The organism is Candidatus Saganbacteria bacterium, assembly GCA_016223245.1.
In the GTDB taxonomy this organism is placed as follows: Bacteria; Margulisbacteria; WOR-1; order XYC2-FULL-46-14; family XYC2-FULL-37-10; genus JACRPL01.
On the sequence record JACRPL010000012.1, the window covers coordinates 102,316 to 116,474 of the forward strand.

The following is a 14,159-nucleotide window of genomic DNA, read 5'->3' on the forward strand; positions in this document are numbered from 1 at the left end:
TACGGCGATCCTTCCCACTATATGTTATTTCTCCTTGGCTTTATTCTTTTTTTGCTTGACCCTGATTACCGCGCGGCCCTTATACGTTCCGCAAGCGGCGCACGCATAATGCGGGCGCTTTGGGGCCCCGCATGATGGACATGCTCCAACCCCCGGCAGGTGGGCCCTAAAACTTTCGGCTCTTCTTTTTCCCTGCCTTGATCTGCTGTGTCGCTTCTTTGGTACTGGCATGTAATTTTCCCCCCTTATTTGGCCGAATACTTTTCATCGCATAACAAATTTTAATTATACGGGTTTAGATTTTCTTTGTCAATTTAGGCCGCCGAGGAATTAACAGCAACACAAGCGCCGCCGATATTCCCGCGATCAAAGCCCCATATAAAAATGGGATCTCTGCGCCAAATCGATCCCACAAAAGCCCGGCGATCGCAGAAGTGGGCAAGGCAATAAGACCGATCACCATATAATATATGCCGTACGCTGTTCCTCGAAGTTCGGAACTTATATAATCGGCGACCATGGCTCTCGGTGTCATATTTGTTACTGCGCTAACCACTCCATATATTGCAAAAAGAAGCCATGCATATATCGGATGATTTAGGACTGCGAAACCAAAAGACATAATAGACGACAATGCAAAGCCGAGGAACAATATGTTTCTTTTGCCTATTTTATCGGCAAGGACGCCTAGCGGCTGGGACAGAGAGCTATATATAATGTTATATACCAAGTAAATGATAGGTATAAGCGCAGCTATCACTCCCATATTGTTAGCCCTCAAAATAAAGAGAGCATAACTAAAGTTTGAGAACTGGAATATTGCTGAAACCAAAAGGAACGAACGAAAACCGGAATCCAGATTTTTCCAATTGGTCGGTGTTTCGCTTTTTACAAATTCTTTCGCCTTAACATCTTTAACCATGAAAGAAACGATCAATACGGTAAAGATGCTTGGAATAAGCGATAGCCAGAATATTGTCCTATATTGGAAAACTATTGATAAGTTGGTATATCTTCCTAATATATATAGAAGGAACGATGCGAGGAGAGTGCCAATAACCGCCCCTGTCGTATCCATTCCCTGCTGGAATCCAAACGCGCGCCCTCTTTCGTTTTCTTGCACCGAATCGGCGATCAAGGCATCGCGCGGAGGATTTCGAAGGCCTTTGCCCACCCTATCGGCAAACCTGACAGCAACAACTTGGTACCAAGTATTGGCGAGCGCAATCAGAGGCTTAACAATTGCCGAGATGGAATATCCTACAACAACCAAACCCTTTCTAGCTTGAAGCTTATCGGAAACCCAGCCGGAAACAACTTTCAATATGCTCGCTGTCGATTCGGCGATCCCTTCGATCAAACCGATCATCGCACGGGAAATACCGATTGCGGAAAGAAATAGCGGGAGCAAAGAAAATATCATTTCAGATGAGATATCGGAAAATAAGCTGGTCATTCCGATCCAAAATACGTTCTTCTTTTTTTCCATATAGAAAAGGCCTTTCTTATTTGATCCTAAAAATTTGCACCCTGAATCCCAATTTGGGAAAATATTTTTCGCTTACCATGTCAAGATGGCTTGCGTTTTTCTTTATAAAAAGGTTCCAAGGCCCCTCCGCATGCCCTTCAGGATCGTATTTAATATCTTTGCCGTCAATAAAAGGCGATCCTTTTAACATTTTGATATCGGCTAGATACATGCCGCTTTGAAGTTTTATCTGGCCCAATGAAAATTCGTTAACGACCGGGCCGGGTCTTAAAGGGGACAGATGCAAATAAAATGCATATGGGCTCAACTCTACAAACGATGTCCCAAAAATAAGAGCTGAATGTGGCGGTGTATTTTTATGAAAAAAGTCAAGCACTTCGCTCATCCTCTCGCCCTGCACTCTCCTTCCCCCTTCCACCTGCGGCGTAGTTTTGCCCAAATAAAAATCCAGCATAGGCTTCCCATTCGCAATAAATGAAATAACAAGGATCATAGTCCCTAAAAATATTATTTGCCGTTTTTTAGCTGGTCCAAATGATGAGGAGAACTGGCCCCATAAGAACACCCAAAAATACGCGCTCGATAATAATATTATCGGCACGAACGGCAAAATAAAACGGGGCGTTTTTGACCAAATAATAAAAATAGAGATCATTAACGGGACCCATGAAAAAATTCCCAGCAAAACGGCATTTTTGTCTTTCTTTATCAATAAAAATATGCCAAATATCGCGATCACAGTCATTATCCCGAACAAAGGGAACCAAGTATAATTAATGGCCAAAACCTTGAAATAATAGGTAATATTATTGATAAGACCATCGATAGGGAATGCCCCATCTGCGGAATATTTTTTATTCCAATAGATCAATCCCCATTTCCGTTCACTTTCGGGCCCGAACAACCACCAGATAGAAATGAGCAATGATGGGATGAAAACAAGCAGGTACTTCATAGCCCAGGCGGAAATAGGAAGAGGCTCGCGCTTTTGCGCATCAATGATCGCGGATATAAGATCGTAAACCGACCAACAAATGATGCTTGCTATTATGAACATTGCATAATTATATTTTGTCACTATACAGATGCCGGTTAAAATGCCTAGCGGCGCGATCCATGCCCATTTCTTTGTATTTTCAAGTTTCAAGAGACAATAAAAAGCGCCTACCGTCAAGAAAGCCCCAAGAATCTCGATCATATTGCTCGTTCCAAAAAAGACGATCAAATTTGACGTGACCATCAAGAACCAAGCTAATGCTCCGATCAATTTGCCTCGGTCAAGGCTTAGCTCCCTCCCTGTCAAATAGACCAGGATCAATATAAGAAAATAGATCGCCAAATTGGCCGCTCCTGCCGTTGCGTAACTCGCGCCGAAAAAGACAAAAAATATTGCAACTACCCAAGAATGAAAGAATGGCCAATGAGCCTGGTGGTGCGTATCGCGCCAAAAGCCGTCCCAATCGCCGGTCTCAACATCCCGAGCTATCATTGTGCTAAAAAGCGCATGGTGGGATTGGTCCCAGCTATAAACATCTGCCGGCATCACGACAAAATAAAAAAGAACAAGGCAGAGAACAAGTGAAAATAGAAAGACCATGATGATATCAATATTTTGTTTAAAGGATCGCTTCAGGCAATCAAGCATATTTATTCCTCCTCCGTTTTTTCCATTGCGAGTCGACCGCGCTTTTTTTGCGAAATAAAGGCTTAAGGTCGGGATCCATAAGATAGCCGATAAGCAGCATCACTTGAGGAATAAATTGTAAAATATTCCTTACGGCCGGAGTTACAAAGAAAAGCATATCGTATATTGGTTGTGCGATGACGAAGTAATAGGACATATAGCCGAAAAGGTTGAGCAATATGAGCGATAAAAGGCTCATATTAAAGTTCTGCGCGAGCTTTTTATAATTGAAGATAATAAGGAGCAGCAGGATGACCCAGATTATATTCCAATTGCTTCGGGAAAACAGGTAGTCCCCGAATACAACAACCAAAGCGGGAACCCTTGAAAAATCCATTTGGGCATTAAGCGAGAGCGAGTGGACGGAAGACGCGCCATGGCGAGAAAAAAATACTGCGTAAAACAAGTAAAACGCGCCGATCAAAACCGTTATCATGCTGATTTTTTTCAACAGCTTGAGCTTCCCAAAAGAAGCCATCCTGCCGCTGAAAAGAGCTGCAATAAAAACAATAAAAGTCGTAGCAATAAAGAAAATGCCTTCGCTCTTTATTGCTATAAGCGACAGAAGAAAAAACATCGACAGCAAAAGGAAGCGTAATTGCAATCGGTTGAACCACAATAAAAGCAAGGATATCGCCGCAAAATAATATACGGCCATTGGAAAATCCGAATAAGCGGTCGTCGCATGATATGCTAAAAATGGAAGGCTGCCCAACGCGAAAGTTGCGAACAATGAAAGCGGCCTATTTTGCGCGCGGCGGAGCGCGAAGTAAAACAAGATCAATAAGCAAACAAAATAGATCGGATACAATACTTTTCCTAGAATTTCATTCCAATTGTTAATGGAAATAAACACCCATGTTTGGTTGAGGCAATTATAAAGCGGATGGTCTGTCTGGCTGGCGCTAGCTACAATAGCGGTTTTTTCAAGGAAAAACATTTTTGCCCGCCAGGAATAAATGGCAAAAGCGTCGCAGGCGACTACGGGTTTTATCAAAGTTGAAACAAAAACAAAGATAATTTGAATAAAAATGAAGCCGACCAATGTTTTTTCGATATTGTTGAACTTTTCACATGAGAAATTAAGCGATAAGACCTTGTTCTTATAAAGAATATATAATCCGTAAACGATCAACGGCAGCCATGGCAGAGAAAGGCCGACAATAGAAAATTTTATATTCAATCTTGAAAATAATAACATCTCCAAGACCAAAAGCATCATCCCTGATAAAAAACCAAATGCGCATATTTCAAGCATTTGCATATCGTCTTTTTTCTTCAGGAACAAGCCCGCAAAACATGCCCCCAATATAAGAGGGAAAAGAACAGCGTATGCAAACATTAACCAAGCAATCATTGTTCTATTATCACTTTCTCCTTAAAATATAGGCTTGATCCGACTGCTTCTTGAACAGATAGTAATCCTTGAGATAATTGAGCACTTGGCCCAAATCTTTTTGATAATGAAAAACTAATATGTAATCGGCCGGCTTTAAATAAAAATTCAAGGGATAAAGATAATAACTGGCGATTTCACTGCCGTAAGCTTGGCTTGATTGCAGCATTTCAACTTTTGCCCTTTGCGGAACGTTTGCTTTTATAAATGACAAAAAGCCATAAAATTCTTTGCCGACAAAAGCCGCTTGCTTCTCCTCAAGGGATCTGAAGCCAAAGATCCTGAAATCGCCTTTAAGCTGAAGCCATTGGTTGTTTAGGCTCCAAATGGAGATGAGACCCAAGAAACCAACGCAAGCAAAAATGGCCGCTTGCCTGAAAATTTTCAACGAATATGCCAGATCTTTGCTAATGATAAAATGGCAAAGAAAAGCTGAAAAGCCGACCAATAAGATCGAAAAATAGATATAATAATTGATCGGTATCCCAAAAATATAATTTGCCTGCATATTATTGATCGAAGGCCCCTCGATCAAGCGTCCCCGCGGTCCCCACAATTCCCGCCAGCCCGAACTGATATTTGAACTTATGCTCGCGGCTGCGGCATTTGATTGCGCAACCGTAAATCCGTCCAACCCATTTTCGGGAAAGACTACAAGTTGGCCAACCAAACCCGCCCAATATTTATTTTGGGAACGCAAATTGAATGTATATTCCTTAAAAGCAACTGACCTGTCTATAAAGAACCAAATGCTTTTTTGCTGGTTGAAATTCGGATCGAAGTCCGTGGCCCAGAAAAGCCGGGCCGTCCCGCTTTTTTCCGACTTTATCCGCAAATTTACTGTATCATATTCCCCTGCATATATTGAAATCTCCGGCTGACCGGCAAAATATGGCGTATTCGGCTGTTGGATGAATTTGATCTGGATCTGATCCTGTCCAAATACGGGGCATACGGCACAAACCAAAGCCGTAAGAAGTAAAAGACCGCGCTTGAGCATAATTGTGCCAATTATAGCATACGATAATAATTACATCCTAAAATCTGTTATAATACATAATGAAAAATGGAGAGGAATAATGGAAATATCTGTAGTCATGCCATGTTTGAACGAAGAAAAAACGATCGGCGAATGTATTGATAAGGCTATGGTCGCATTGAATAGATTAGGCGTTCCATCCGAAATAGTTATCTCGGATAATGGATCAACGGACAGGTCTGCACAGATCGCGTTGAAAAAGGGAGCCCGCGTCGTAAGAAGCGAACAAAAAGGATATGGATCGGCATATCTAACAGGTTTCGAAAATGCGAAAGGCAATATCATGATTATGGGCGACTCTGATAACACCTATGATTTTACCCAAATAGGCCAGCTGATCGCTCCCCTAAAAAATGGTTATGACTTTGTGATCGGTTCAAGATTAAGAGGGAATATTAAAAAGGGAGCAATGCCTTGGCTTCATCGCTATTTTGGAACGCCCCTGCTCTCTTGGATGCTGAACCTTGTCGCAGGGACAAAAATATCCGACGTCAATTGCGGCATGCGCGCTTTTACAAAAGAAGCATATAAGAAAATGCATTTAAGGGCTGCGGGAATGGAATTTGCGTCCGAAATGGTCATCAACGCGGCCCGCGCAAAGCTGAAATTCGCGGAAGTCCCTATTTCTTACGATCGAAGAGAAGGGGAATCAAAGTTGAGAACCTTCTCCGATGGCTGGAGGCATCTTCGCTTCATGCTGATCTATAGCCCGAATTATTTATTTCTGGGGCCAGGTCTTTTCATTTTTATCTTAGGCCTTGCCCTATTGCTGTCATTGCTTCAGGGGCCAATAAATATCCTTGGATATTCGTTTGATTACCATTTTTCAATATTAGGCGCAATGCTTGCTATCCTTGGATACCAAATAATCAGCTTGGGTATGTACGCGAAGATCTATGCGCTTTCCGAGCAATTTGAAGAAAATGACCTTATGTTGGCATCATTTTTAAGGTTTTTTAACTTGGAAAAGGGGTTGGCTATAGGCGCAATTGTTTTATTGATAGGTCTTGGCATGAACTTTTATTTGGTTTACGAATGGTTATCGGGACGCTTAATACAAGAGGTCCGTTTTGCTTTAGTTGCCCTGACTTTTACAGTGATCGGAGTACAAACGATATTTTCATCTTTTTTCTTCAGCATATTAGGGATCAAGAAAAAATAAGCCCGATGGACACAACCCCATTTATTTCCATAATCATCCCTGTAAGAAATGGAGAGAGATTATTGGCAAATTGCCTTGAAAGCCTAAAACTGCAAAGTTATCCCCATGATCGATTCGAAATCATAATATCCGATGGAATGTCATCGGATGACACGATAAAAATCGCTGAAAAATATGGCGCGAAAGTTGTTAGAAATCCCAAACTTACGGTTGGGCCGGGACGAAACGAGGGATATAAATTATCTCGCGGGGATCTTATCGCTTTTTCCGATGATGATTGCGTAATGGATAAAGATTGGCTGTTAAATAGCGTAAAATATTTTAAAGATGAACGGGTCGGCGGTTTGAGCGGGCCAACTATTACACAAAATGACGGTTCGCCTTTAGGAGAAGCTATTGGGCTCATATATGATCTGGCGGCATCATCAGGAAAGTCAGCTCATCGAAGTGAAAACAATAAGGTTTCCGAAGTTGCGGATATCCCCGGTTGTAATGCCATATACCGGAGGACAGTAATTGAAGAAGTTTTTCCGATAGATGAAACCCTCATCACCGCGGAGGACGTCGAAATGAACAGGCTTATTAGGCTTGAAGGACATAAATTACTCTATGTTCCTGATGTAAAACTTTGGCACAATCGTCGGCAAAATCTAATGGGATTTTATAAACAAATGTACCGTTTTGCGATCGGGAGGCTCCAGGTCGGCCGAAAAGACCTCAAAATGCTGACTCCTACGCATATATTGGCCGGAATAACACTGCCAGTTATCATCTTGTTATTACTTGCATTATATTTCTCGAATAATATTAGGACTATTTATTATTTTTCATGGGGGATCCCCTTTCTAGCCATAATTGCGGCAGTTTTCGCTTTTTTCAAAACCGGGGCAATTAAGCCGGCGATAGTCTTTCCGTTTGTTGTAATAACTTTTATCGTAGCTTGGTCGCTTGGTTTTATGAGGGAGTTGTTTTTTCCTATATGAACAAACAAAAAGTATTGCTTGTTCAGCCTAATTATCAACTGAAGAAAGATGCAGTGATCTGGGGAATGAATCCTCCCCTCAATTTGGCGTACATTGCCGCTGTTCTTGAAAGATCCGGCGTTCAAGTCGAGATATTGGACGCAAATGTCTTAAGGTTGTCGCCCAAGCAGGTAGCCGATTATGCATCGGACAAGAAATTCAATATTTTAGGGATAAGCATTTTAACCCCGGCGCACACCTATTGTATTCAAGTCGCAAAGCTTTTGCCAAAAGATATTATTTCCGTAGCTGGAGGGCCTCATTCGGCAGGGATGTCAGAAGAACTCCTAAAAGAAGGGTTCGACCTCGTTGTTAGGGGCGAAGGCGAATATACGATGCTGGATATCGCATTGGGAAAAGATGTAAAAGAGATCAAAGGCTTATCTTACATAAAAGATAATATTGTAATACACAACGAGAAAAGGCCTCCGCTTAACCCCGACGACCTGCCCTTTCCGGCTCGCCACCTTCTGATAAATAATGGGGTCGACAGGCCATACGCTTCTGAAGGGACCCGCTTCTTTCCATGGTCTCCTATCTTTACTGCGCGAGGCTGTCCCTACAATTGTTATTATTGCAATAAACTGACGTATGGCGCTTGTTTTGCCGCAAGGACGCCCGAAAACGTTGTAGCGGAAATGATCGAATTGGTTTCAAAATATAATGTAAAAGAGATCGATTTCTACGACGACTGTTTCAATTTTGACATGAAACGCGCCGAAAATATCCTCGACCTGATCATTTCGAAGAAAATTAAAATATACCTTAGATTTTCCAACGGGCTGCGAGCGGATAAAATAAGCGAAAATCTACTGGTAAAAATGAAAAAGGCCGGCTGTGATTATCTTGCCTACGGAATCGAATCCGGAAGCCAAGAAGTTCTAGATAAAATACCAAAAGCCATAAAGCTTGATACGATAAGAAAAGCCGTTGCCCTCACAAAAAAACAGGGAATAACAACCATTGGGTTCTTCATGCTGGGGCTTATTGGCGATACCGAAGAAACAATGCAAAAAACAATAGATTTCGCAAAGGAACTTGATCTTGACGGAGCATTGTTTAATATAGCCGTCCCATATCCCGTGACAAAAATGTGGGATATGATCGAGAAAAACGGCAGACTATTGATATCAGGCTATGAAGATTATTGCCACACCAGTGGTAAAATGGTTTACGAATATCCAGGGACTGCAACGCCTGATGTCGTTGAAAGAATGTTTAAAAAGGCAAATAGGGAATTTTATTTTAGGCCTAAATATATATTAAAGCAGCTTCCAAAATTATTAAGGCCCAGCCAAATACCGATGCTGCTCAAGGGATTAAAAAGGATCATGTTCTTGCAAAGACAGGAGAAATGCGAAAAAAACGGCGCAATGAAAAATGAAACCAAAAAGTTATATGAAAACTGGGATAATTTCTGGTCAAAAAAAGAAGGGCCCACCCGTATAGGGCAATTTTTGATGAACCTCTCAATTGACGCCGTAAAAAAGACTTTGGACCGGAATTCGGACAATATCAAACATGATGCCAAGATCCTGGATATCGGATGCGGAAGCGGAAGGACGCTTAATATTTTCAGAAGATGGGGATATTCAAATATTATCGGCATCGACAACTCGGTAGAGAGCGTCAAGCGCTGCATTGACTATGGATTTGAAAAAGACAAAGATGTATTTGTTATGGATGGCACGCACACTTCATTCAAAGACAATGAGTTTGAAGTGGTATTCTCCGAAGGGATCTTGGAGCATTTTCTTGACTTTTCTGGTTTTGCAAAAGAAATGGCGAGGATCAGCTCAAAATACATATTGCTTATCCAGCCGAACCATTTTTCTTTTTTTGGCAAGACCATCAATTTCCTGTCCGACCATTTAAGGCAGAATGTTAAAGAATATAGTTATAAGATCGATGATTTCATCTTGGCCTTCCAAAAGAACGGATACAAATTAAAAGAAAAACGAGACACTCCTCTTGCGGACTTTTGGATCTTATTATTCGAAAAAGAAAAGGGGAAATAGAATGAAGGTCTTGCTGCTCAACCCTCCATATGAAAAACATTTTATACGCTCCGCACGTTGGGCGGCAAAAAGCATTTCCGGCAGCAACTGGTACCCGATATGGCTTGCCTATTGCACTGGGCTTTTGGGAAAGCAAGGGCATGAAGCGAAATTAGTTGACGCTTTGGTTGAAAGTTATTCTATTGAGAAGACTGTTCAAATAGCTAACAAATTCTCGCCAGGCCTTACGGTCATTTATATTTCAACAGCCAGTCTAGCAAGCGATGTAAAAGTTGCTGAATTGATAAAAGAAAAAACAGGGTCAAAGATCGTCCTTGTCGGCCCTTGGTGCGCGGTTGAGCCAAGCGATATCATTAACAGCTCAAACGCGGTCGATGCAATAGCGCTTTATGAATTTGATTATACTATTTTAGAAATAGCCCAAGAGAAGGAATTAAAAGACATTAAGGGCCTATGGTGGAAGAGAGGCGGCGAGATCATACGGAATCCGCTAAGGGAACCCGTCACATCAGAAGAGCTGAATGGATTTCCATTTGTTACAGACGTATACAAACGGCACCTTGATATAAGGAAGTATTTCCAGGCTCCCCAGCTCCACCCTTTTGTCGACCTTTTCACAGGGCGGGGCTGTGCTTGGGGAAAATGTGTTTTTTGCCTTTGGCCATATGCCATGACTAAGGGCGCGCCTTATCGAATGCGAAAGATTGAGAATGTAATCGATGAAATAAAATATATCAAAAAAGAATTGTCCTATGTCAAAGAGATCTTTTTGCAGGACGATACTTTGCAGGCCGACCGAGCGCGCGAATTCTCAAAAGAATTGCTCCGAAACAATATCAAGACCACATGGTCATGTTATTCTAGGGCGAACCTGGATTTTGATACGCTAAAGATCATGAAAGAAAGCGGATGCAGAGGACTTCATGTCGGATATGAGTCGGCTGATCCAAAGATATTAAGATCGATCAATAAGGGCGTTACAGTGGAAGAAATGGAGAAGTTCACAAATACCGCATACGATCTAGGATTTATAATTCATGCCGATTTTATTATTGGATTGCCTGGAGAGACGACTGAAACGATCAAAACAACCATTAGATGGGCAAAAAGATTGAAAGCCCATTCTTATCAATTTGTTACCCCCAAAGCATATAGAAATACGCCATTATATACTTGGGCGGAAAATCATCATATAATAAAAAATGGCGAAGCTGTTATTTCTGAATTAAGTTCAAATGAATTGGATCAGTGGGTAAATCGTGCTATTAAGGAATGCCACCTGAACATTTATTATTTATACAGGATGATGCGGCGCCCTTACGAATTGGGAAGAATGATAAAGAGCGCTTGGTTTGTAATATTTAGCATCTTAAGCGGATCGAAACATTAAGAAAATAGATCAAGTCCGCCCGAACATTTTTTCGAAGTTTTCTTTTGTAAGCCTGACCATCGTCGGTCGGCCATGAGGACAAGTCAAAGGGTTCGAGGTTAAATAAAGGTCGCGGATAAGCCCTTGTATCTCTCCAATTTCTAATTTATCCCCCGCTTTTACGGCTCCGCGGCAAGCCAAATACTTGTTCATCCTCTCTTTTCTTTTTTCGGGCTGGTTCTTGTATTCTTTATCCTTGAATTCGGAGATCAAGTCGGTAAATATTTCTTTCGGCGATTCAAGGCTAATAAAAGATGGGACGGATCGCAAAATAAAAGAATCCTTGCCGAATATTTCGATATCAAAGCCCATTTCTTTTATTGTTTCAAGATTTTCTTCAACTATAATCGAGTCTAAGTGATTAAATCCTAAAGTTTCCGGGATCAATAAACTCTGGAAGCTTGAAGCCTTCCCCCTATTTGTAAGCTGATCAAAAAGTACTCTCTCGTGCGCGGCATGCTGGTCGATCAAAACAAGGTCCACACCATCTGTACATATTATAATGTAAGTGTCTATGAGTTGATATAGTGGAATTAATGGGGAGATGCCGGTTACTTCCATTGTAAGAGGAGTTGGGGTGAGGGTGATGATGCCAGTTTGGTTGTTGGTCATAGGGAATTGGTCTTGCTCAATTCTATCCAAACTACCTAGCCCAATATCCATACTGGCCTCTGGCCCCTCACCTACCCTCATTTTACCCATTGCAGCAGAAACAGCCTCTCTTACTTGACCCATCACTATTTTATTATTAAGAAACTTAACTTCCCTCTTGGAGGGATGGACATTAACATCGACTTCATTGGGTTTAATATTTATGAATAGCACGGCTATCGGATAACGGTTTGATGGGATCAAAGTTCGATATGCGTCCTCAAGAGCTCTGGACAAAAGAAAATTATTGATCGATCGATTATTTACAAAAAAGCTTTCATATCCGCGATCAATGCGGCTGATCGTTGGTTTTGAAACATATCCCGACACGTTGTCACTTTTAACTTCGATCAGATCTTTTGCGATATCGAGTCCATAAACAGAATATATTGCATCAAATAATTTCCCATTTCCCGCCGACATAAGAACTTCTTTGCCATCGACAACCAACTTAAAGGATATTTCCGGGTTCGAAAGAATAAAACGAGTAACAAGGTTTTGGATATGCCCGAGTTCAGTATAATTGCTCTTCAGAAATTTTAATCGAACAGGAATGTTATGAAAGAGGTCTTTTACTTTCATGGCCAAACCATGCCCGCTTGGATTTTGTTCGATCGTCATATTTGAAACGCTATGGATAGACGGCAATGCTTCGCCTCGGAATCCTAGGCTTTTTAGATTAAACAGGTCATCGAGCGAAGAGATTTTACTAGTCGAATGTCTTTCGAGTGCAAGTTTAATTTCATCTTGCGCCATACCGATCCCGTCATCAGTAACGCATATAAACTTCTTCCCGGCATCTTGTATCTCGATCGTTATATGTGTTGCTTTAGCATCGATTGAATTTTCAACAAGTTCTTTTACAACGGAAGCGGGCCGCTCCACAACTTCGCCGGCGGCAATTTTGTTTACAAGATCAGGTGGGAGTATTTTTATTTTTGATTTATCCATTGGGATTAAATCTCGGAAATATTTTTCAGCACTGAATCAAGTTTCCGGTCAACCCCTGCTCTTTTTGCAAAAGCAAACATTCTATCCTTATCAATGTTCTTTAAAAGTTTCATTGCCTTCAATAATTCTTGAACATCAACAAGATCTTGGGGGCCGCCCGCTTTAAGCTTTAAAACAACTAAATCTTCAGCCAAAGCAATGGGTATTGAAAGATTTTCAAACAATTTAATGGATGAAGCGGAATTTACCATTTCTTCCTGCCATTTCCAAAATACAGGTATAATATCAACTAATTCATCATCATTTTTATCGAAGATGCGGATCAAGCCTTTTATTGGGTCATCGGCTGTTCCTTTGAATATTTTATATGAATACCCCATTTCTTTAATTGTTTTTGGGAATATTTCAGAAAAAAAATCGTTTTCAGCGGAAACAAGAAAATCGATATCCTGCGTCGCTCTCGGTTTCGATCTTGCGGAAACAGCTAAAGCACCAATAAGCGCAAAGCCTGTAATTTTGTTTTCATTTTTTGCTTTTTGAAGCTGCTTTGCAAAAACTATTAGCTCTTTTTCAAGATTTTTCATTTGTTTGTTTTTTGACGGATGCCTTAAGTTTGAAGCATAATTGCGAGATTTCGATTGATTTAAGCAGTTTTTCGGCAGGGCTCTTTTTCAGCGCTTTCATTAATGAATCTAAATTTGTTTCCTTTTTAACATTCATTATAGGTAATTATAACACAATCTTTGCTATTAGAAGATCAGGCGGAAGTATTTTTATCTTGTTCATTTATTTTATCGAAAACCTCTTGGGGAATGCGCATTGGCCTAAAAGTTTTAATATCAAGGGCAAACAAAATTATATGCGCGGTTACAAGAGGCCTATTATCTTTTATAACTTTTTGCAGAAAGATAAGCCTTGCTCCCGTTATTTTTTCAATCTCTGTTTCGATAACAAGTTCGTCGTCATAAAATGCGGGAGAATTGTAACTGCAATCGACATGCTCGACTGCAAAGACTATCCCTTTTTGTTTTAGGGCTTTGAGCGATAAGCCAAGATCCCTGATATACTCCGTCCTGCCCTGCTCAAAATATCCAAGATAATTCGCGTAATATACGACGCCCTCCGCATCGGTATCACGGTATATAGGGCGGATTGATATATGGTTTTTCATGGTGATCTTTTTAGCCCCCTGTTATAATTGGACTAACTGGAAAGAGAGTTTTAAGGGGGTTCAGGGAATGACGCACAGGAAATGGACGGCGGAGGAAAAAATGTCAGTTGTGCTGGAGATGTTTAGGCAGGCGCGACCGGTAACGCA

General features: G+C 41.1%; 13 protein-coding genes. 4 read left to right on the top strand and 9 right to left on the bottom strand.

The genetic code is table 11. The features are described from left to right. Positions 1-24 precede the first annotated feature (24 nt). The 5 genes from rpmF to HZC34_05410 all read right to left on the bottom strand — a co-directional run bounded on the left by rpmF (position 25) and on the right by HZC34_05410 (position 5,569). Positions 25-231: a 50S ribosomal protein L32 gene (gene rpmF / locus HZC34_05390; protein MBI5701256.1), complete on the bottom strand. Its 207-nt coding sequence runs from the start codon at positions 229-231 to the stop codon at positions 25-27. Between the two features lie 64 nt (positions 232-295). Then, the gene (locus tag HZC34_05395) at positions 296-1,489 is read right to left on the bottom strand and encodes an MFS transporter (protein MBI5701257.1); all 1,194 of its coding nucleotides are present in this window, start codon (positions 1,487-1,489) and stop codon (positions 296-298) included. Between the two features lie 16 nt (positions 1,490-1,505). Next, the gene (locus tag HZC34_05400) at positions 1,506-3,134 is read right to left on the bottom strand and encodes a glycosyltransferase family 39 protein (protein MBI5701258.1); all 1,629 of its coding nucleotides are present in this window, start codon (positions 3,132-3,134) and stop codon (positions 1,506-1,508) included. After that, positions 3,127-4,530 (bottom strand): hypothetical protein, encoded by a 1,404-nt coding sequence (locus HZC34_05405; protein ID MBI5701259.1) that lies wholly within the window; start codon positions 4,528-4,530, stop codon positions 3,127-3,129. The genes HZC34_05400 and HZC34_05405 overlap by 8 nt, the downstream gene beginning before the upstream one ends. Positions 4,531-4,540: 10 nt before the next feature. Next, complete coding sequence (locus tag HZC34_05410) at positions 4,541-5,569, bottom strand: hypothetical protein (GenBank protein MBI5701260.1); 1,029 nt, start codon at positions 5,567-5,569, stop codon at positions 4,541-4,543. Between the two features lie 79 nt (positions 5,570-5,648). Here HZC34_05410 and HZC34_05415 point away from each other — a divergent pair, with 79 nt between their 5' ends. The 4 genes from HZC34_05415 to HZC34_05430 are packed head-to-tail and all read left to right on the top strand — an operon-like array spanning position 5,649 to position 11,200. After that, a complete protein-coding gene (locus tag HZC34_05415) occupies positions 5,649-6,770 on the top strand; it encodes a glycosyltransferase family 2 protein (protein ID MBI5701261.1) in 1,122 nt (373 codons plus the stop codon). 5 nt (positions 6,771-6,775) lie between these two features. Then, entirely contained in the window at positions 6,776-7,753 is a 978-nt protein-coding gene (locus HZC34_05420) for a glycosyltransferase (GenBank protein ID MBI5701262.1), read from the top strand. Then, entirely contained in the window at positions 7,750-9,810 is a 2,061-nt protein-coding gene (locus HZC34_05425) for a radical SAM protein (GenBank protein MBI5701263.1), read from the top strand. The genes HZC34_05420 and HZC34_05425 overlap by 4 nt, the downstream gene beginning before the upstream one ends. A gap of 1 nt (position 9,811) precedes the next feature. Next, a complete protein-coding gene (locus HZC34_05430; GenBank protein MBI5701264.1) occupies positions 9,812-11,200 on the top strand; it encodes a radical SAM protein in 1,389 nt (462 codons plus the stop codon). 9 nt (positions 11,201-11,209) lie between these two features. Here the strand turns inward: HZC34_05430 and HZC34_05435 are convergent, their stop codons facing one another. From HZC34_05435 to HZC34_05450, 4 genes are read right to left on the bottom strand one after another with little or no spacing between them, the layout of a single operon-like run. Further along, positions 11,210-12,841 (bottom strand): DNA mismatch repair endonuclease MutL, encoded by a 1,632-nt coding sequence (locus tag HZC34_05435; protein MBI5701265.1) that lies wholly within the window; start codon positions 12,839-12,841, stop codon positions 11,210-11,212. Between the two features lie 5 nt (positions 12,842-12,846). Further along, positions 12,847-13,425: a hypothetical protein gene (locus HZC34_05440; protein ID MBI5701266.1), complete on the bottom strand. Its 579-nt coding sequence runs from the start codon at positions 13,423-13,425 to the stop codon at positions 12,847-12,849. Beyond that, on the bottom strand, positions 13,412-13,561 hold the full coding sequence (locus tag HZC34_05445; protein ID MBI5701267.1) for a hypothetical protein: 150 nt from the start codon (positions 13,559-13,561) through the stop codon (positions 13,412-13,414). The genes HZC34_05440 and HZC34_05445 overlap by 14 nt, the downstream gene beginning before the upstream one ends. Positions 13,562-13,598: 37 nt before the next feature. Next, positions 13,599-14,012 (bottom strand): YbgC/FadM family acyl-CoA thioesterase, encoded by a 414-nt coding sequence (locus HZC34_05450; GenBank protein MBI5701268.1) that lies wholly within the window; start codon positions 14,010-14,012, stop codon positions 13,599-13,601. Positions 14,013-14,159 lie beyond the last annotated feature (147 nt).

Bases quoted from the DNA above. Each gene is read 5' to 3' on its own strand.
- rpmF (MBI5701256.1), bottom strand. From the start codon at position 231: ATGCCAGTACCAAAGAAGCGACACAGCAGATCAAGGCAGGGAAAAAGA.
- HZC34_05395 (MBI5701257.1), bottom strand. From the start codon at position 1,489: ATGGAAAAAAAGAAGAACGTATTTTGGATCGGAATGACCAGCTTATTT.
- HZC34_05400 (MBI5701258.1), bottom strand. From the start codon at position 3,134: ATGCTTGATTGCCTGAAGCGATCCTTTAAACAAAATATTGATATCATC.
- HZC34_05405 (MBI5701259.1), bottom strand. From the start codon at position 4,530: ATGATTGCTTGGTTAATGTTTGCATACGCTGTTCTTTTCCCTCTTATA.
- HZC34_05410 (MBI5701260.1), bottom strand. From the start codon at position 5,569: ATGCTCAAGCGCGGTCTTTTACTTCTTACGGCTTTGGTTTGTGCCGTA.
- HZC34_05415 (MBI5701261.1), top strand. From the start codon at position 5,649: ATGGAAATATCTGTAGTCATGCCATGTTTGAACGAAGAAAAAACGATC.
- HZC34_05420 (MBI5701262.1), top strand. From the start codon at position 6,776: ATGGACACAACCCCATTTATTTCCATAATCATCCCTGTAAGAAATGGA.
- HZC34_05425 (MBI5701263.1), top strand. From the start codon at position 7,750: ATGAACAAACAAAAAGTATTGCTTGTTCAGCCTAATTATCAACTGAAG.
- HZC34_05430 (MBI5701264.1), top strand. From the start codon at position 9,812: ATGAAGGTCTTGCTGCTCAACCCTCCATATGAAAAACATTTTATACGC.
- HZC34_05435 (MBI5701265.1), bottom strand. From the start codon at position 12,841: ATGGATAAATCAAAAATAAAAATACTCCCACCTGATCTTGTAAACAAA.
- HZC34_05440 (MBI5701266.1), bottom strand. From the start codon at position 13,425: ATGAAAAATCTTGAAAAAGAGCTAATAGTTTTTGCAAAGCAGCTTCAA.
- HZC34_05445 (MBI5701267.1), bottom strand. From the start codon at position 13,561: ATGAATGTTAAAAAGGAAACAAATTTAGATTCATTAATGAAAGCGCTG.
- HZC34_05450 (MBI5701268.1), bottom strand. From the start codon at position 14,012: ATGAAAAACCATATATCAATCCGCCCTATATACCGTGATACCGATGCG.